The sequence below is a fragment of the Burkholderia sp. AW49-1 genome, assembly GCF_053427845.1.
This window is the reverse complement of sequence record NZ_JBSAXF010000002.1, coordinates 264,451-281,732: the sequence shown is the minus strand read 5'-3', so window position 1 is coordinate 281,732 and position 17,282 is coordinate 264,451. Positions and strand designations below refer to the sequence as shown.

Annotated in this window: 18 protein-coding genes; 2 read left to right on the top strand and 16 right to left on the bottom strand. The window is 66.1% G+C overall.

What is annotated here, in order from left to right; all coding sequences use genetic code 11:
- Positions 1-304 precede the first annotated feature (304 nt).
- From ACV22W_RS06030 to ACV22W_RS05955, 16 genes are all read right to left on the bottom strand, one after another.
- On the bottom strand, positions 305-487 hold the full coding sequence (locus tag ACV22W_RS06030) for a hypothetical protein (RefSeq protein ID WP_448018333.1): 183 nt from the start codon (positions 485-487) through the stop codon (positions 305-307).
- 383 nt (positions 488-870) lie between these two features.
- A complete protein-coding gene (locus ACV22W_RS06025; protein WP_448018332.1) occupies positions 871-1,845 on the bottom strand; it encodes a type II secretion system F family protein in 975 nt (324 codons plus the stop codon).
- Positions 1,846-1,883: 38 nt separating this feature from the next.
- A complete protein-coding gene (locus tag ACV22W_RS06020; RefSeq protein WP_448018331.1) occupies positions 1,884-2,861 on the bottom strand; it encodes a type II secretion system F family protein in 978 nt (325 codons plus the stop codon).
- Positions 2,862-2,894: 33 nt separating this feature from the next.
- The gene (locus tag ACV22W_RS06015; RefSeq protein ID WP_448018330.1) at positions 2,895-4,262 is read right to left on the bottom strand and encodes a CpaF family protein; all 1,368 of its coding nucleotides are present in this window, start codon (positions 4,260-4,262) and stop codon (positions 2,895-2,897) included.
- A gap of 19 nt (positions 4,263-4,281) precedes the next feature.
- Positions 4,282-5,490 carry an AAA family ATPase gene (locus ACV22W_RS06010; protein WP_448018329.1) on the bottom strand — a complete coding sequence of 403 codons (1,209 nt, stop codon included), beginning with the start codon at positions 5,488-5,490 and terminating at the stop codon, positions 4,282-4,284.
- Positions 5,491-5,512: 22 nt separating this feature from the next.
- Positions 5,513-5,956 carry a TadE/TadG family type IV pilus assembly protein gene (locus ACV22W_RS06005; protein ID WP_448018328.1) on the bottom strand — a complete coding sequence of 148 codons (444 nt, stop codon included), beginning with the start codon at positions 5,954-5,956 and terminating at the stop codon, positions 5,513-5,515.
- A complete protein-coding gene (locus ACV22W_RS06000) occupies positions 5,953-6,486 on the bottom strand; it encodes a TadE/TadG family type IV pilus assembly protein (protein WP_448018327.1) in 534 nt (177 codons plus the stop codon). The genes ACV22W_RS06005 and ACV22W_RS06000 overlap by 4 nt, the downstream gene beginning before the upstream one ends.
- A gap of 13 nt (positions 6,487-6,499) precedes the next feature.
- A complete protein-coding gene (locus tag ACV22W_RS05995) occupies positions 6,500-7,771 on the bottom strand; it encodes a pilus assembly protein TadG-related protein (protein ID WP_448018326.1) in 1,272 nt (423 codons plus the stop codon).
- Between the two features lie 25 nt (positions 7,772-7,796).
- Entirely contained in the window at positions 7,797-8,096 is a 300-nt protein-coding gene (locus tag ACV22W_RS05990) for a hypothetical protein (protein WP_448018325.1), read from the bottom strand.
- Positions 8,097-8,116: 20 nt separating this feature from the next.
- Complete coding sequence (locus ACV22W_RS05985) at positions 8,117-10,063, bottom strand: type II and III secretion system protein family protein (RefSeq protein ID WP_448018324.1); 1,947 nt, start codon at positions 10,061-10,063, stop codon at positions 8,117-8,119.
- 115 nt (positions 10,064-10,178) lie between these two features.
- Complete coding sequence (cpaB, locus tag ACV22W_RS05980) at positions 10,179-11,015, bottom strand: Flp pilus assembly protein CpaB (RefSeq protein WP_448018323.1); 837 nt, start codon at positions 11,013-11,015, stop codon at positions 10,179-10,181.
- Positions 11,016-11,050: 35 nt separating this feature from the next.
- The gene (locus ACV22W_RS05975; RefSeq protein ID WP_448018322.1) at positions 11,051-12,451 is read right to left on the bottom strand and encodes an ATP-binding protein; all 1,401 of its coding nucleotides are present in this window, start codon (positions 12,449-12,451) and stop codon (positions 11,051-11,053) included.
- Between the two features lie 32 nt (positions 12,452-12,483).
- Complete coding sequence (locus tag ACV22W_RS05970; protein ID WP_448018321.1) at positions 12,484-13,023, bottom strand: A24 family peptidase; 540 nt, start codon at positions 13,021-13,023, stop codon at positions 12,484-12,486.
- A 40-nt stretch (positions 13,024-13,063) separates the two neighbouring features.
- On the bottom strand, positions 13,064-13,270 hold the full coding sequence (locus ACV22W_RS05965; RefSeq protein ID WP_448018320.1) for a Flp family type IVb pilin: 207 nt from the start codon (positions 13,268-13,270) through the stop codon (positions 13,064-13,066).
- A gap of 169 nt (positions 13,271-13,439) precedes the next feature.
- On the bottom strand, positions 13,440-13,622 hold the full coding sequence (locus ACV22W_RS05960) for a Flp family type IVb pilin (RefSeq protein WP_448018319.1): 183 nt from the start codon (positions 13,620-13,622) through the stop codon (positions 13,440-13,442).
- A gap of 99 nt (positions 13,623-13,721) precedes the next feature.
- Entirely contained in the window at positions 13,722-13,949 is a 228-nt protein-coding gene (locus ACV22W_RS05955) for a hypothetical protein (RefSeq protein ID WP_448018318.1), read from the bottom strand.
- Positions 13,950-14,660: 711 nt separating this feature from the next.
- Here ACV22W_RS05955 and ACV22W_RS05950 point away from each other — a divergent pair.
- Both ACV22W_RS05950 and ACV22W_RS05945 read left to right on the top strand, forming a co-directional pair.
- On the top strand, positions 14,661-15,899 hold the full coding sequence (locus ACV22W_RS05950) for a glycosyltransferase family 87 protein (protein WP_448018439.1): 1,239 nt from the start codon (positions 14,661-14,663) through the stop codon (positions 15,897-15,899).
- Entirely contained in the window at positions 15,896-17,275 is a 1,380-nt protein-coding gene (locus ACV22W_RS05945; RefSeq protein WP_448018317.1) for a glycosyltransferase family 87 protein, read from the top strand. Before ACV22W_RS05950 ends, ACV22W_RS05945 begins: the two co-directional genes overlap by 4 nt.
- The last annotated feature ends 7 nt before the right edge of the window (positions 17,276-17,282 follow it).

The window sequence follows — 17,282 nt, the reverse complement described above, 5'->3', positions numbered from 1 at the left end:
GAGTGCGCGACGTGCCTCGCCACGCCGGCCGCGAGCGGCCCGATGTGCGTGCGCGTCGATGCACAGGATGTCGATGAGAAAGCGGTGTTCCGGACGCGGTTGCGCGCGCCGGCTGTCAGGAATCGGGAGGGAGACGACGCGCCCCGAAGCCCGGCGGCATCGCGGATTCGGTCCGCGCGGGTGGGCGCCTGCTCGATGAAGTGTCAGGCGGCGTGCATCGCGCTGCGTACTGGTTCATGATTCCCCCGGCCCTGATCGTGCCTGACTGGCCTGTTGCCCGTATCGCCGGGCAGTCGCTCGATTTTCAGGCGTTGTGTTCGTTCTTTCCGCGGCGCGGGGCGCTCGTCCCGTTCGCAACGTCATTCAAGCCTGATTTTGAATAATCGTAGAAATTCGAATCGACGATTTCAAGGAGAATTTCGGGCACGATGGCGCGCGCATCGGCAGCGGCATCTGTCGATACGTGCCACATCGTCGGCTGGCGCATGCGCCCTCTGGCGGCCCGAGGGTGCCGCGGCCGCGCGGCGATTGCCTGCGCGACCCGCAATCCGGTAAACAATCGCGTGCGTTATCGACACAGATGGATTTAACTGAGAAGACCGGTCCGTTCGGATCGGTTTTCCGTCCGGTCGGCGCGCCGACGTGAATGCGTTCGAGGTTAGCCGGAGGGGGCCACCCGCGCGGGCAGTGGACTCAGGCTGTCTCCATGGTCGACCATGGGTCCGGGTTGCGTTGACGCCGCTATGATCGGCCTGTCTCGCGGCGCCGCCCGGCGGGGGGAGGGGCCTCCCATGAAGGCGGTGACCGTGCCGGCCGGCGATGCCCGGTCGGCACGTACATCCGGTTCGCGCGGCAGCCCCGCGCCGAGGCTTACTGCCCGATACTGGTGAAGGTCGGCAGCAGCACGCGATACACGTGAATCATCGCCGGCCCGAGCAACACGCACATCAGCGCCGGGAAGATGCAGAAGATCAGCGGGAACAGCAGCTTCAGCGCGATCTTCGCGGCGCGCTCCTCGGCGCGCATCCGCCGCCGCGTGCGCAGCATGTCGGACAGCACGCGCAGCGATTCGGCGATGCTCGTGCCGAAGCGGTCGGCCTGGATCAGCATCGCGCAGAATGATTCGATGTCCTCGACGCCGGTCCGCAGTGCCAGATTGCGCAGCGCGGTTTCCTTCGTGAACCCGGACCGCATCTCGAGCAACAGCAAGTCGAGTTCGCCCGCGACCACTTCGCTGCGAAAGCGCAGTTCCTCGCTCACCCTCATCAGCGCCGCATCGAGCCCGAGCCCCGCTTCGACGCATACGGTCAGCAGGTCGAGTGCATCGGGAAAGTCCTCGAAAATCACCCGCTGACGCGTCGCGATCCGCCGCCTGAGGATCACGTTCGGCACGTAATAGCCGATCCCCGCGAGCGCGACGAGGATGAACGACAGCAGCATGCGTTGCTCCGCGAGCCGGGTCGTGGCGAGCGCCAGCAGCGCCGCGCCCGGCAGCGCCAGTGCGAGCACCGTCTTCGCCGCGAAGTAAAGCGCGCCCGCGTTCGGATCGCGCCAGCCGGCGTTCATCAGCCGGATCCGCAGCGGTGAGTTTTCCCAGCCCTCCTGCGGCACCGACAGGCGGGAAATCGGTTGCGACAGCTCGACGAGCTTCGCGACCCAGCGCGATGCCTGCCCGCCGCCGTCGCCTGCGCCGGCGCCGATGCCGACACTTGCTCCGCTCGCCTGCTGGATCCGGCGCTCCATGTTGCGCGGCGCAAACAGCAGCATCGCGACCAGCACGCCGCCGGCGACGAAGATGAACAAGCCGGCGAGCATCACGGTATGTACTACGCTCAGGTTTTGCATGACAGCCTCGAATCGGTTCGTGAAGCCTGAGACACGCGTCAGACGCGAATCCGGATGATGCGGCGAATCCACAGCAAGCCGAATGCCATCGATCCCAGCATGACTCCGACCATCTTGATGCCGGCCGGATCCTCCCAGAGCACCGACAGAAACTCCCGGTTCAACACCGCCATCATGCCCGCCGTGCCGAACGGCAACAGCCCGAGGATCCAGGCCGACAGCCGCCCTTCCGCCGACAGCACGCGGACCTTGTCGAACAGCTTGAAGCGCTCGCGAACCAGTGACGCGATGCTGTCGAGCAGCTCGGCCAGGTTGCCCCCGGTCTCGCGCTGGATCAGCACCGCGATCACGAAGTAACGCAGGTCATGGGCCGGCACGCGCGTCGCGAGGTTCACCAGCGCATCGTGCAGCGATACGCCGTAATTGATCTCGTCGAACGTGACCCGGAATTCACCGCCCATCGGATCGGGAAACTCCTCGCCAACCATCCCGAGCGCGCTCGTAAAGGAGTGGCCGGAGCGCAGCGCGCGCGCGATCATGTCGCACACGTCCGGCAGTTGGCGCTCGAGCTTCAGCATCCGCCGGTTGCGATACCGCATTACGTACATGGCCGGCATGCACGCGGTCAGCAGCGCAATCGGCACTACGGCGATCAGCGGCAACGGGGTGAACAACAGGACGAGCATCGCCGTCACCGGCAATATCGCGCTGTACACGACGAGCTTCGCCACCGTCCAGTCGAGCCCCGATTGCTGAAGCATCAGATCCAGCGACTGCACACGCGGCATGCGCATCAACAGCCGGTCGAACGGTTTCGACTCGTCGAGCATCCGCTTCTTGAGAATCGACAGCCGCTCCTGCTGCACGCTGCCGCCGGCCGACATCGCGCGCAGGCGCGACTCGATCCGGCGTGCCGCGGCACCGTGGCGTGAGTTCCACCATTGATAGGCACCTTCGATCGCGAGCACGACCGCGACGAAGGTGAGAATCACAAAACCGTAGAATATCGAGTCCATGAGACCTCCCCGGAATCCGACGACCGCGCGTCGTCACTTCGTCTCGTAACGCTGCGCCGGGTCGTACAGCGAATCCGGCAGGTTGATGCCGAACGCCTGCAGCCGCTCGGCGAACTTCGGCCGCACGCCGGTCGCGCAGAAGTGTCCGCGCACCGTTCCGTCGCGATCCATGCCGGTGCGCTTGAACGTGAAGATCTCCTGCATGTTGATGATGTCGCCTTCCATCCCGGTCAGCTCCTGGATGCTGACGATCTTGCGCTTGCCGTCGGTGAGCCGCGTCGCCTGAACCACCACCGAGATCGCCGACGCGATCTGCTGGCGCATCGTCTTCGGCGGCAGCGTCAGGCCGCCGACGCTGATCATGTTCTCGAGTCGGGTCAGCGCGTCGCGCGGCGTGTTGGCGTGGATCGTCGCGAGCGAGCCTTCGTGGCCGGTGTTCATCGCATTGAGCATGTCGAGCGCTTCCGCGCCGCGCACTTCGCCGAGAATGATCCGGTCCGGCCGCATCCGCAGTGCGTTGCGCACGAGCGTGCGCTGCGTGATCTCGCCCTTGCCCTCGATGTTCGGCGGCCGCGTTTCGAGCCGCAGCACGTGCGGCTGCTGCAGTTGCAGCTCCGCTGCATCCTCGATCGTCACGATCCGCTCCGATCGCGGGATGAAGCCCGACAGGATGTTGAGCAGCGTCGTCTTGCCGCTGCCGGTCCCTCCCGACACGAGCACGTTCACCTTCGCCTTGGCCAGCGCATCGAGCAGCTCCGCCATCGGCGGCGTGAGGCTCTGATAACTCACGAGGTCGTCCATCTTCAACGGGTTGACCGCGAAACGCCGGATCGACATCAGCGGCCCGTCGATCGCCGACGGCGGAATGATCGCATTCACGCGCGACCCGTCCGGCAAGCGCGCATCGACCATCGGGGTCGATTCGTCGATGCGGCGCCCGACTCGCGACACGATCTTCTCGATCACCTTCATCAGGTGCGCGTCGTCGTAGAACGTCACGTCGGTCAGCTCGAGCTGCCCGGCGCGCTCGACGTAGACCTGCCGGTACGTGTTCACGAGGATGTCGGAGATGCCGGGGTCGCGCAGCAACGCCTCCAGCGGCCCGAAGCCGAACATTTCGTCGTACACGTCGATCACGAGCTGACGCCGCTCGATGTCGTTCGCGAGCAGGCGCTCCTCGTCGAGGATCCGCGAGATCAGCGCCGAGATTTCCTGCCTGACCTGTTCCTGCGGCAGGCGTGACAGACGCTCCAGCTCGACCCGTTCAAGAACCGCCAGATGAATTTCACGGCGCAGCTTCTGGTACGCGTCGCGTACCGACGAATGCGTCGCACCTGCCGGTTCGGTGCCCGCCGCCTGCGGCTGCGTCCGGTACAAGGACATCTGTTCGCGCAATGACATGATGGTTTCCCCGAAAGATTCACATGGACTTGAGCTTCGGCGTGGCCTTGCGGCCGAACAGCCGTGACATCAACGGTTCGCTGCTGGACGTGTCGTGCCGGGTGCGCACGTCCCCTTCGACGATCTGCTTCGCACAGGCCTGCAACGCACGCGTCACCGCGGCGCTGCGTGCGACGCGCGAGACAGGATGCCCCTGGTCGAGCGCCTCGCGCACGGTGTCGGCGTCGTCGGGTATGGTGCTGCTCGCGTGCAGGCCGAGCACTTCCTCGAGCGCGGTGCGGGACCGTTCGCTCGCGCGCGTCATCCGGTTCACCACCAGCCGCATCTGGTCGGTCGGGTAGCCGAGCGACACGAGAATCTCAAGCAGCCGGCGGCCCGCGCGCACGTGCGGCATCGCGGGCTGCAGCACGAGCTGGATCTGGTCGCAGCGATCCAGCGCGATCATCGACAGCGGATTGATGCTCACACCGATGTCGAAGATCACGAAGTCGTAGCGCGGCGCCGCGACGCCGAGGATCCATTCGAGCGCATCCTCGCGCATCTCCGCGGCCTTCACCGGATCGCCCGCACCCGCGAGCACGTGGAAATTCTGCGTCACGTGCGCGACGCTCGCGTCGAGAAACGCGCCGTCGAGCCGCTCGATCTGCGCGCACAGCTGCGGCAGCGTCGACGGCGGCGTCTCGTCGCTGACGAGGAACGCGGCATCCGCGAACTGCTGGTTCAGATCGACCAGCAGCACGCGGCGCTTGTGGGTTTCGGCGATCTCGTACGCGACGTTGCTCGCGGCGAAGCTCGTGCCCGCGCCACCCTTGCACGACATGAACGACACGAAGCGCGTATCGTCGCCGTCGCGCCGCGTGCTTTGCGCGGCAGCACGCTCGAGCGCACGGGCCAGCGCCGCGGGATCGAGCGGCCACTGCAGCACGTCGCGCGCGCCGGCGCGCATCGCGTCGAGCAGCACGTTCGGCGCCGCATCGGCCGTCACCAGGATGCAGGTCAGGCCCGGATGCAGCCGGCAGATCCGCTCGAGCGCCGACAGCTCGGCAGCATCGGTCGTCGCGCCGTCGATCAGCAGGATATCGAACGAATCGAGCCCGTCCGTTCGATGCTCGATCTGGGACGGCCGCCCATGCGCGCGTGTCACGCGATAGTGTCCGCTGTCGGTGACCAGGCGCGCGGTCTGCGTGAGCCGGGCGGTATCGTCGGCAGCTACGAGGATATTGATCATGACTGTGCCTCGTCGGTTTCGATTATTGACAGGCGCTACCGCCCGTCGAGGAGTTCAGGCTTTCCCGCGACAACGTCGTGGTGAACGGCGGCATCGTGATCGCGACGTTCGCGATCGGAATCATCGTATTGACGGTGACATTGGTGATGCTGACGGTCACGAACGAGCATGAGCTCACGTCGCATCCTGACGGCGAGTAGCTCACCGACACGTTCGCGTTCGACAGCATCGGCATCAGTGACTTCACGCGCTTCACGACACCGGCGGCGTTCACGTCGCAGACGATCGCCGTGCGTGCGCCGAGCCGGATGGCCTCGCTCGCCGTGTTCCAGTAAAACAGCACGCGCCCGAATTCGAAGATGCCGATCAGCAGCATGATCAGGATCGATGCGATCAGCGCGAACTCGACGATCGTCGCGCCGCGTTGGCCGCGACGGCGCGACAGCGGGAAGGGGCGCGCGTTCATGACACTTGCCTCATCACGGTGACGATGTTGCCGAAGGTGATCGAGGACAGCCCCGGGTAGGCCGGAATCGGCTGATACTTGTAGCCCTTCACCTTCACCTCGACGACGTTGATGCTGCCGGTCGCCGTGCCGCTTGCCGCGTTGTTGGTCGCGTCGTAGGTCGGCAAGTTCGCGAACTGCGGCGGATCGGACGGATCGGCACAATCGGACGAGTGCGCGGCGTCGCACACGATCACCATCGATGTCGTGAGCCCCGGCACCAGCTCGGTGCCGGCAGACCCGCAGGTCGTGTTGCCGTAGACGACCAGGCACTGCGCCGCCGCGAGCGGATACGCGCTGTCGGCCGGCAGATAGACCGACAGGTAGCGCGCCGCGTCGCGCGTCGCCTTGGTGAGGGTCTCGTACTGATAGATCGCGCGGCCGAATTCGGCCACACCGGTCGCGAGCACGATCATCGGCATCAGCACGAGCGCGAACTCGACCGCGGCGACACCGCGCATGCGCGACCGGAGAATCGGGAGCCTTTTCATGATCGTGTCTCCTCTATTGGACGAGCATCGGCACCTTGAGGCCGACCGAGCTGCCGCTGCCCGGCAAACCGTGCGTCGCGCAAGGCGTGCTGCCGGATGACGCCGAGCCGAGGTATTCGAGATGCGCGACAACCCCGCCGGCGCCCGGGCTGAACGGCAACGGATCGAGCATCAGCACGCAGTCCCACTGCGTGACGGTCAACTGGTTGCTCGCCCCGTTCAGTGTCGAGCAGTCGCCCTCGGGGGCAAGCGCGACGCGGCGGTCGCCGCCGAACGTCTGATAGTTGCTTGCCGTCACGGTCCCGTTGGTCGCGATGCCGCTGCCGGCAGGCGGCGCGCCATCGCCTTGGTAGGGCTTGAAGCTTGCGCGATCGAGCACGAACTGCGTGTACGCGTCGCCGACGATGCCCGCGGTTCCCGGAGGCCCGTAGTTGGGGCCGACGTATGCGTAGCCGGTGAAGTCCGGCTGGCCGCTCGAGCCGTTGGCACCGTTCGTATAGATGCCGAAGCGGGTATTCCAGGCGCGCAGGGACGCGGACTTCAGGCCCGTCGAACCGAGGGTGGGTGGCGACGTGATGTTGCAGGTATTACCGGACAATTCGCTCGCGATGGTCGTTTCGTTTGTCGAACCGTCGAGCGCAGCCCAGCCGAAATTGCCGGGCCCGTACGTCGACGACGAGCCTGAAGGCGACGAGATCCAGTCGCCGACCTTGTACGGCGCGGCGGCCGCCGCCCGGCACACGAACACCGGGATCGCACAGGTGGTCTGTCCGGCGCCGACCGTCGCGATCGCGCTCGCCGAGACCTGCGCCGCGTTCGCCACCTGCATGCCGGGAATCGTGTTGAGCACCTCGATGAACCAGTGCGCGATGTTGCTCAACTGCGCCGTGCACTTCACGTACTTGATGTTCGCCGGCGTGGCGACCGCCGTCTTCGTCAGGAACGGATTGGTCAGCGAATCGCTGAACGTGACGTTCGAATCCGTCTGCATCTGCACCGCGTTCTGCTGAAAGAACGCGAAGTTCGAATGGCCGGCGGCGATGCCGTCCGCCTCCGCGACCTGCAGGCTGATGGCCGACGTGAGGTCGCGCGCAGCGGACAGCGCGCATGAGTCGGCGCTGTTCTGAAGTTCGCTGCGCGTGACATACAGCTTGCCAAGGTCCAGCGCGAGACCCACGAACCCGATCATCACCGCCAGTGCGAGACCGACGATGATCGCGACGGCGCCTTGCTGGCGACGCATACCGCGACGCGTGAGTTTCGGATGACGAGTTGCGCTGGACATGGCGTTCTCCCTGAGCGTGCCTGTGTTATTGCGCCGACGACTTGCCGATCCCGATCACGAATGCATTGGCTTTCGGCTCGGGCTGCTTGAACGACTTGTCGTAGTTGTCGAGCGCGGCCGCGGCGGCGCTGCCGTCGACGCCCGGGCGCGAGGCCGCGTGTTCGGCGGCATGCGGATCGATGATCTGGGCTTGCGTGACGGCGCGGACCGAATCGCCGAAGCGACTGTCCCACACCGGGGTCGACGACATGCAGCCGGCAAGCGCGAACGCGAGCGGGACGGCGAGCGCCGCACGGCGCACGAATACGAGGTAGGCGGATTTCATGAGCTTCCCCTTGGATGGCTTCAACGATCGGTGGACGCGGGTTCCGCATTCGCCCGCGCAATCTGCGCGTGGGCGGCGGCCGGCAGACTCTGCTTCGAACGCGGGGCTGGTTTTGCCGGCGTGTCGGAGCCGGCCGCCGCGAGACGCGCGGCAGCGGCTTCGATTCGCGCGATCCGTGCCGCGCTGGCCGCGTCGGCCTGCGGTTGCGGCCGCAACTGCACGGCAGGCACCGGTTCGGCGGTCACCGCCCCCGCCGTGGCGGCCGCTGCAGCCGCCGGCTTCTCGGGCTGAGCCGGCGCCGGTGCCGGTGCTTCGGCTGGCTGCGGCGCACGCGGTGCGGGCAGCGCGGCGGCCGGTGCAGCCGATTGCGGCGCGGGAGCAGGTGCCGGCGTCTGCGGTGCATTCGTCGCGCCGTTCGATGGTTGCGCGCCCGCCTTGCGGACACCCTTGCGGCCTTCCATGTTGCCGGTCGCATACACGTCTGCTTCGTTGGGCTTCGAGAAGCTGTCGGTCGGCAGCGGCAGGTCGGCGGTCTGCAGCGGTCTCACCAGGTGCGGCGTGATCACGAAGATCAGCTCGGTGCGGTCCTGCTGGAACGACGTGCTGCGGAACAGCGCGCCGAGCACCGGCACCTCGCCGACGCCGGGGATCGCCTTCAGCGCGCCGCTCGCGTTGTCCTTGATCAGCCCGCCGATCGCGAACGATTCGCCGTCGCTCATTTGGACCGTCGTCGACGCGCGCCGGGTCGTGATCAGCGGCAGGATCGAGGTGCCGCCGATGTTGGTCGCGCTCAGCGTGACGCCCGTCTGCGACAGTTCCGACACTTCCGGCGCGACCTTCAGGCTGATCCGGCCGTTTCCGAGCACCGTCGGCGTGAACTTCAGCGCGACGCCGAACTCCTCTTCCTGCAACGTGATCGACGACGTGCCCGTCCCGCTGCTCTGCGGTACCGGGATGAAGATCTTGCCGCCGGCAAGGAACGTCGCTTCCTGGCCGCTGATCGTCACGAGGTTCGGCTCCGCGAGGATCTTGACGAGGTTGTCGGTGTTCTGCGCATCGGCCGCGATGCTGAACGGCTTGTTGTTCGCCTTGTTGAAGATCGCGCCGCTTGCGACACCCGCGAGCAGGTTGCTGACGAGCGCGCCGCTCCACGAGCCGAAGCCGCCCTGGATGTTGAATGCGCTGCCCATCTGGTTGATCAGCGTCTTCGACACTTCGGCGACCTTCACCTCGAGCATCACCTGCTGCGGCGACGTGACGGCCAGCATGTTCAGCACGCCGGCGCCCTTGCCGCCGCCGTCACCGGCGCTTTCGCTGTACGCGCGGGCGATCTGCACCGCCTGCTGCGCGGCCTGCGAATTCGACACGTTGCCCGCCAGCACGATCGTGCCGGCGGCGGTCGATACGTGAATGTCGTGCTCGTTCGGCATCAGCTGCGTCAGCGATGCCTGCAGGCCGCCGGCGTCCGCGCCGACCGCCACGTCGATCACGCGGCACGCGCCGCTGCGGCCCTGCACGATCATGTTGGTCGTGCCGACCGTCAGCCCGAGGATGTAAAGCGTCTGCGGCGACACCATCGTCGCCTGCGCGACCGCCGGGTTGCCGATCGTCCGGTTGCGGACCGGCTCCGGCATCGGCACCAGCAGCGACTTGCCGAGCGGCACGCTGACGCTGGTCGACTCGCGCACCGGGCCCACGCAATTCGGTCCGCGCAGCGGGCCCGCCGATGCTGCAGGCGCGGCGGCAGGCGCCGGTGCCATGCTGATCGTCATCTGCATCGGCCCCTTGGCGACGGCCGCCGGCGCGCTCGCGCCACCCTTCGTCAGCGCGGCCGATTCCGCGCCTTCCTGGGCCAGCGCGCTGTATACCGTCAGCCACCCCGTACACAGGATCGCGGCCATCATCGTGCCCCGTGCGATGCGCGTGCGCACCGGGCCGGTACCTGAATGTTGCGGATTGATCTTCATTTCGTCTGATCCCCCGAGTGACCGGCGAGCCGCCGGTTGTCGACTTCCAAGGCCGCCGTGCCGTGACGGCGGCCGATCTGGTTAATCTGTTTATCTGGATGTGTGTTCTATGGCTTCAGAAACATTCGACGCTGCCCCGTACCCCTGTCAGCACGCCGACACAATCGCGGCGTGCTTCCGGTGCCGCGTGCGATGCGACACGCACGCGTACGGTCTTCACCTGTACGGGTGCCGGCGCGGCGGGTACCGGAGCCTTGCCGAGCAGCGTCAGCTTGGTCGCGCCATCGGTCGTCAGCGTCTTCTGGTCGACCTGGTTGCGCAGCACGAGCGACAGCGTGCCGACGCTGCGCGCGAGGTCGAGGCGTTCGGCCTGGTCGGGCGTGACTTCGAGCGTCACCGCGTTGACGACCTTCGGTGCGGTGTCATCGCGGCTGACCTGCTGCGCGACGGCCAGCACCAGGATGTGCTCGAGCACGATCTTGGAGATGCTCTGCCCGTCGGTCTTGCCCTGCTGTTCCTGCGTGTTGACGATCACGTCGACGTAGTTGCCCGGCAGCGCGAAGCCCGCGACGCCGACCACGTCATTCACGCGCACGGTGATCGCCCGGCTGCCGTCGGCGATCACGGCGGACAACCCGCCCTTCGTGCCGACCGGCGCGAGCTTCGACTCGATCACCGGCTCGCCGCGCGCGAGGCTCGTGCGCACGACGCGCCCTTCGAGTTCCTTCGTGTCGGTGAACGCACCGGTCGGCACGCTGCCCGACGGCCAGCTCACCATGCGGATCTGGTTCGGCCCGAGCGGCTCGCCCAGATTCAGGTCGGTGGTCGCCACCGCGACCGACGTGACCGAGCTGCTGGATGTATTCATCAACCAGCGGGACGCGAACACGACCGCGGCAAGCCCCGCGACCATCGCGATGATCAGCATCATGAGCGCTCGACTGTTTTTCATGGCAATGCTCCTCAACGAATCGTGAAAGAAACCGCTCAACGGGTTATGACCGTGTGACCGCCGTGCTCGGCAGGCGGCAGATATACGCCGTCGCGCTCGGGCGCCGTGCCGAAATAGCTGGCCCATGCGTCGTGCAGCGCGTCGTGCGTCACTTCGAGCGGATCGCCGCGATACCGCGCGCCGGCGGCAACCAGGCGCAGCAGATCCATCGGGAAGCATGCGAGATATGCCTTGCCGGTCGGCAGGTGCAGCCGGTGCAGCAGATAGTCGAAGGCGTCCTGCGTCGACACCAGTCCGAGCGACTCGCATGCGGCGTCGAACACCGCGCGGTAGTGGTCGATCGACAGCGCGCCGACGTGAAGCTTGGAACCGAGCCGGCGCAGGAACGCGTCATCGGCGAACTGCTCGGGCGCCAGGTTGCTCGAGAACACCGGCCAGACGTCGAACGGCAGCACGAATCGATTGCCGGACTCGAGCGTCAGGAAATCGACGCCGCGATCGAGCGGACGCAGCCAGCGGTTGAGCAGGTCGCGCGGCTCGACACGCTGGCGGCCGAGGTCGTCGATGATGTACATGCCCATGTTCGCCTTCATGTGCGGCGGCGCCTGGTAGAAGCCCGCCGCTTCGTCGCGGCGCAGGTCGAGCTCGTCGAGCGTCAGCTCGCCGCCGGACATCACGACCGGCCGCTCGCACAGGCGCCAGCGGCGATCGACCGACTGGCCCTCCGTTTGCGACGGCGCGTCGACATGCACGAGCGGATCGTAGATCTGGATCACTTCCCCGGCCGCATGGATCGCATACGGCACCGGTACATGGCCGCCCATCAACGCGCCGAGCCGCTCGGCGAGGAAAGTCTTGCCGCTGCCGGCGGGGCCATAGATCAGCAGCGGACGGCCGGAGTTCAGCGCGGCGGCCGCCGAGTCGAGTACCGACGTGTCCATCACGATGCCTTCGAATACGGCCCACACGTCGTTCTGGGCCACGCGCAGCTTGCGCACCGAATGGGTGGACACGCAGTCGAGATACGCGTCGAGCGTCACCGGCGCGGGCCCGCTGTACGTGCTGCGTGCGCACTCTTCGAGCGCGGCCACGCGGCCCGCGTCGGTCAGGCGGAACGTCACGTCGAGATCCGTCTTGCCGCGATGGGTGAGTTCGACCAGATGCTCGCGCACCAGGAACGCGAAGACGTCGTCGAGCACCGCGAGCGGCAGGCAATGGCGCTCGATCAGGTCACCGTAGGACGGACGGCCGAGCACCAGCGTCGACTTCAGCACCAGCCCTGCGACGAACGACTGGCTCAGTCCGGTTTCCTCGAGCGAGCGCGGCGCGGCAGGCAACTGCGTGCCCGGCCTCGCATGCGCCTCCCGCGACGGCGACGGATGCGGCAGGTGTGCAACCTGCGCGTCGCGCTTCGGTTCGGTGGAGATCGTGTTCATGTGCGTTTCATCCTCGTTGCGGGTTCGTCGCGCTAGACGCGCGAAACGAACAGCATGCCCAGCGTGCCGGCGGCAATCGCCACGCCATACGGCAACGCGCCGACCGACGCGACTTCCACGGGGCCGTCGGTGTCCCCTGCATACGCGCGGATCGAGCGATGCGCGATCAGCGCCCGGACGTTCGCGCACATCTGGCGCATGCGCCCGCGCACCAGCACGAGGCCGATCGCGCCGATCCCGCCGGCCAGAAAGGTGGCCAGCACGATGTAGAACGTCATCTGTGCGCCGACCCATGCGCCGATCGCCAGCATCAGCTTCACGTCGCCTGCAGCCATCCCGCGCAGCAGATAGAACGGCAGCAGCATGCCGAAGCCGGTCGCCGCGCCGGCAAGCCACGCAAGTGCGCCGGCCTGGACCCCGTGCAGCGCGCACTGGGCGATCAGCGCACCGGCCAGCCCGATCGCGACGAGCCGGTTCGGGATGCGTCGGCTCGTGATGTCCGTGCTGGCCGCGACGACGACGAGCACCGTCACGCACAACGGGACCGGGTAAGGCAGCGCGGCAGGCAACATGGCGAACCTCGATTGGCTGTATTGGCTGTAGTAGTCGGAGTCACTGGCCCAGTGCGGTATTGACCGCCGCGGTCACGATCGACGCGATCATGTCGTACGCGTCTTCAACCGAACCTTTCAGGGTGACCACGCTTCCCAGCACGATGGTGGCGAACACTGCCGCGATCAGCGCGTACTCGATCGACGTCACCCCCTGCTCGTCGCCGATCCATCGCGATACCGCTACCGCACGTCCGCTGGTCCGCATGACAGCCTCCGATTCCGTTGATCAAGAGAGCGGGGGGAGACTCGCGCAGTGCACCGGCCGAGTCATCCGCCGTTCGGTCCATTCGACATCTGTTGGTTGAGTGTCCGGCCCTGCACGAGCGACGGGATGGCGACGAACGGGCCGGACCCGCCGTTCGCCGCCCCGCCATTCAGATCGCCGCGTTGAGATCGTCTGCAATCGTGTTGAAGACGTCCTTGAGGTCGCCCCCGACCAGCGTCAGTGCTGCAACGAGGCCGACTGCGATCAGTGCGGCAATCAGGCCGTATTCGATGGCCGTCACGCCTTGTTCGTCTTGAACGAAACCGCGGATCTTCTGGATGAACGTGGACATGGCTACTCTCCTTTCGCACTACTATAAAAATCCCGTTGTCGGGAATCGACGCGGGGAGCGGGGTACTACCGGCACAACAAACGGATTCGGATGTCGCGCTCAGCGACGCACACGGCAGGGTACGAGCCCGGCCTGGCGAACGATCGTCGGTGAGCTGATGCGTGCGATATGCATGCGCGCTGCGATCTGGCGAATGACGCGATCGAGCAGAACGGCGAAACGACCGTCCCGGGCATGAATACGAATTGAACGGATGACGCAGACGCGTCGATGCGACTGCGGGTCTTCTTCGCGGCATGCGAGCCGCGGCGTGCTCTGGTCTTTCATTTTTATTCCCCAAATGCTGTCATGTGATTCTTTTTGCGCGGACGATGCCGTCGCCTATTCGCTCAGTCGACGTTTCCGGCGGTTTTCAAGGCCTGGGCGGCGTATTCCCCGACGCGCCCTCGATCCGTTGCTTTCCGCAGGTGATTGAGTCCGGTCTTGTCAGTCTGTTGCTTCAACCGGTCGCTCATCACGTCGTCGACTGTCGTGCGGACCTTGACGCAAAGAGCAGGCCAGCCCGGAAGAAATCCAGGCGCAGCAAGGGTTTCGGCGGCTCCCCCGTCACTCGGGTTTTGGTCCGACGCGCGAAATGTTTCAGATTTGATATACGCCAGCGGGCTGCCGCGGCGTGCCGGCAGGGCGCCGTCGTGCTGTGCAAGGGGCCCCAAAAATTTTCTCGGGATTTTCCCGAATCCGGAATGCCCGTCGCCCGACGCGCATTCCGCACACCACCGGACCGGTGGAAAACACGGAATGTTTCAAGCGAGAAACATCATTTGCGCCGGTACGGATTTCTCAGACATGAAAAGCCGCTTTTCAGCCGTGTCGCCGTCGAATCGCGATTTCACGATTCAGCCCGCGGTTTGCGTCACACGATTTTTTCTCCAACAATGCATTCACCGGACAGTGCCATCGAGCGCGATTCGATCCGGATACACGACAACACAAAAAGGCTGCGGAAGATCAGGCAGCCTTCACTGCAAACGGGGCATCATGTACACAGCCAATCGTGGAGTGCGCTATCGCGCCAAACGCTGTGCTCAATGGCTGACAGCAGACCGAATCGTTCCGTACAGCTGCATCATGCTGCTGCTGTGCGTCGCCTTTCTGATCACCTGGGCTGTCGCCACGGATACCTTCACATCGCAAAAGACCGCCCGTCCGGGCGTCGACTTCTCCGTGTTCTGGACCGCATCACAGCTCGTGCTGCAAGGCCACGCCGCAGCGATCTACGATCCGGTCTTCTTCTCTCATGCCGAGGTAGCGCGGTTCGGTGCCTATATTGGTCACCAGTCGCTCCCTTGGCTCTATCCGCCGACGATGCTGCTGTTCATCGCGCCGGTTGCCCTCGTGCCTTTCCTGCCCGCGTATTTCCTCTTTTTTGCGGGCAGTCTTTTATGCTACGCGTATGCCGTCCTGCATCTGTCGGGGCTGCGTGCGCACTTGCCGGCTCCGCGTGCCGCCGCGCTCGTCGTGCTCGCCTATTCGGGCGTGTTCGCGTCCGTCCTGTACGGGCAGAACAGCATACTGACCGCCGGTGTCGCCGCACTCGCGCTGCATTTCCTCGGCCGACGCCCGATCCTCGCCGGCATGCTGATCGGGTTGCTCGCCATCAAGCCGCAGATGGCGATGGTGTTTCCGTTCGTGCTGATCGCGACGCGCTCGTGGCGAACCTTCACGTCGGCAGCGATCACGACCGTGCTGTTCGCGGTGGCCGGCATTGCGCTGACCGGCATGGGCTCCCTGAACGGCCTGGCCCATGCGATGTCGATCGTGCGCGGCATGCATTTCACCCTTCCCGCCTACTGGTTCGTCTCGCCGACGCCATTCGCGGCGCTCCGCCTCGCGGGTGCATCGATTCCGGTCGCGCTTGCCGCGCAAACCGCCGTGGGGTTGCTCGCAATCGCCGCGGCCGTTCAAGTCTGGCGTCGCACGGACGACATGCGGCTGCGCGGCGCGGCGCTTGCGGTCGCCACGCTGTTGACGACACCCTATCTGTGGCATTACGAACTGGCCTGGCTCGGCATCGCGGTCTTCTGCTTGATCGCGCACGGACTCGACGAAGGCTGGCTGCCGGGAGATCAGGTCGTGGTCGTGCTCGCATGGCTGCTGCCGGTATTCGAGGTGTTCAACCGGATCACGAAGCTGCCGCAGATCGGCGCGGTCGTGCTGCTCGCCGTCCTGTTCGTCGTCGTGCGGCGCACGACGCTTGCGCCGCGGAGCGTGCAATGAAACCGCCGCGCTCGCTTCTGCGCGTCGATTCGGCAATCGACGCCCATCCGGAATTGCCGATCGCCGGCCCGCGCCGCTTCCCGCATTGGCTCAACCGCGATCGAGTATGCCTCTATGCGGCAGCGGTGCTGCTGACCGAATTACTGTTCCTCTGCGTCTACCTCGTTCGCGTGCATTTGTCGCACACGTCCGTGCCCGAACCGCTGGCGCAGGATATCGCGCCGCTCTGGGCTGCCGCGCGGCTTGCCGCGCACGGCCACGGAATCAATGCGTGGCATTTCCCCACCCTGTTCGAGGTGGAGAAGCTCGCGATTCCGACGATGAGCGCCGCGGACGGCACACTGCCGTGGCTTTACCCGCCCACGATGCTGCTGTTCGTGCTACCGCTCGGCTGGCTGCCGTACCTGCTCGCGCAGGTGCTGTGGCTCGGTGTCACCTATGCGCTGTTCGTGGTGACGATTCGGGCAACCGTACAGCGCGAGACCGCTCTGCTGTGCGCGCTCGCGTTCCCCGGCGCGTTTCTCACGGTACTCGTCGGGCAGACGAGCCTCCTGACCGCGACGATCGCCGGCTTCGGACTGCTGACGCTGAATCGTCGCCCCGTCATCGCCGGCATCTGCTTCGGTATGCTGACGATGAAGCCGCAGATGGCGGTCCTGTTTCCGCTCGCGCTGCTGTGCGCCGGACAATGGCGCGCGCTGGCCGCCTGGGCCGCAACGATCGTCGGCGGCGTCGCGTTGTCGACGCTCATGTTCGGCGTCGACTCATGGATCGTATTCGCACACGGCTTGCACGATGCATACCAGATCGTCGGCGCCGGCCAAGCGCGGCTCGGACGCATGCCGACCGTGTTCGCGCTTGCCAAGAGCGCCGGCTGGACCACTTCCGTCGCGCTCGGACTGCAGCTGCTGTCGGCCGCCACCGCAGCGCTCGCCGTCGCGTACGCGTGGCGTGGCGCTTGTTCATACGCGCTGCGCGCCGCGACCCTCGCGTGCGCATCCCTGACAGTCGGCCCCTACCTGTACGACTACGACCTGACCTGGTACGGACTCGTGATCGCGTGGTATGCACGCTATGCGTGGACGCACGGCTGGCGGCGTTTCGATCGCGAGTGGCTGATGCTGATGTGGGTGATGCCGCTCGCCGGCCTCGTGCTGGTTCCGCATCTGTCGTTCCAGTTCATTCCGCTCGTCACGCTGGCATCGCTCGCGCTGATCGTCAGCCGGATCGTGCAAGAAAGGCACGAGGCGCCGTCGATGCCCGACGCGCGAGACAGCTCGACCGAGACCGGCTTCACGCATCCGGTCCGCTCACACCACCGCCCGGCGCACGGACTGCGCCGCACCGGCCGCCCGACCTTCGGTGCCGGCCGCTGATACGCAC

Coding starts and splice junctions, on each gene's coding strand:
- cpaB (WP_448018323.1), bottom strand. CDS start 11,015: ATGAAAAACAGTCGAGCGCTCATGATGCTGATCATCGCGATGGTCGCG.
- ACV22W_RS06015 (WP_448018330.1), bottom strand. CDS start 4,262: ATGTCATTGCGCGAACAGATGTCCTTGTACCGGACGCAGCCGCAGGCG.
- ACV22W_RS05965 (WP_448018320.1), bottom strand. CDS start 13,270: ATGCGGACCAGCGGACGTGCGGTAGCGGTATCGCGATGGATCGGCGAC.
- ACV22W_RS06000 (WP_448018327.1), bottom strand. CDS start 6,486: ATGAAAAGGCTCCCGATTCTCCGGTCGCGCATGCGCGGTGTCGCCGCG.
- ACV22W_RS05995 (WP_448018326.1), bottom strand. CDS start 7,771: ATGTCCAGCGCAACTCGTCATCCGAAACTCACGCGTCGCGGTATGCGT.
- ACV22W_RS06010 (WP_448018329.1), bottom strand. CDS start 5,490: ATGATCAATATCCTCGTAGCTGCCGACGATACCGCCCGGCTCACGCAG.
- ACV22W_RS06005 (WP_448018328.1), bottom strand. CDS start 5,956: ATGAACGCGCGCCCCTTCCCGCTGTCGCGCCGTCGCGGCCAACGCGGC.
- ACV22W_RS05975 (WP_448018322.1), bottom strand. CDS start 12,451: ATGAACACGATCTCCACCGAACCGAAGCGCGACGCGCAGGTTGCACAC.
- ACV22W_RS05985 (WP_448018324.1), bottom strand. CDS start 10,063: ATGAAGATCAATCCGCAACATTCAGGTACCGGCCCGGTGCGCACGCGC.
- ACV22W_RS05955 (WP_448018318.1), bottom strand. CDS start 13,949: ATGAAAGACCAGAGCACGCCGCGGCTCGCATGCCGCGAAGAAGACCCG.
- ACV22W_RS06030 (WP_448018333.1), bottom strand. CDS start 487: ATGCGCCAGCCGACGATGTGGCACGTATCGACAGATGCCGCTGCCGAT.
- ACV22W_RS06020 (WP_448018331.1), bottom strand. CDS start 2,861: ATGGACTCGATATTCTACGGTTTTGTGATTCTCACCTTCGTCGCGGTC.
- ACV22W_RS05950 (WP_448018439.1), top strand. CDS start 14,661: ATGTACACAGCCAATCGTGGAGTGCGCTATCGCGCCAAACGCTGTGCT.
- ACV22W_RS05945 (WP_448018317.1), top strand. CDS start 15,896: ATGAAACCGCCGCGCTCGCTTCTGCGCGTCGATTCGGCAATCGACGCC.
- ACV22W_RS05970 (WP_448018321.1), bottom strand. CDS start 13,023: ATGTTGCCTGCCGCGCTGCCTTACCCGGTCCCGTTGTGCGTGACGGTG.
- ACV22W_RS05960 (WP_448018319.1), bottom strand. CDS start 13,622: ATGTCCACGTTCATCCAGAAGATCCGCGGTTTCGTTCAAGACGAACAA.
- ACV22W_RS06025 (WP_448018332.1), bottom strand. CDS start 1,845: ATGCAAAACCTGAGCGTAGTACATACCGTGATGCTCGCCGGCTTGTTC.
- ACV22W_RS05990 (WP_448018325.1), bottom strand. CDS start 8,096: ATGAAATCCGCCTACCTCGTATTCGTGCGCCGTGCGGCGCTCGCCGTC.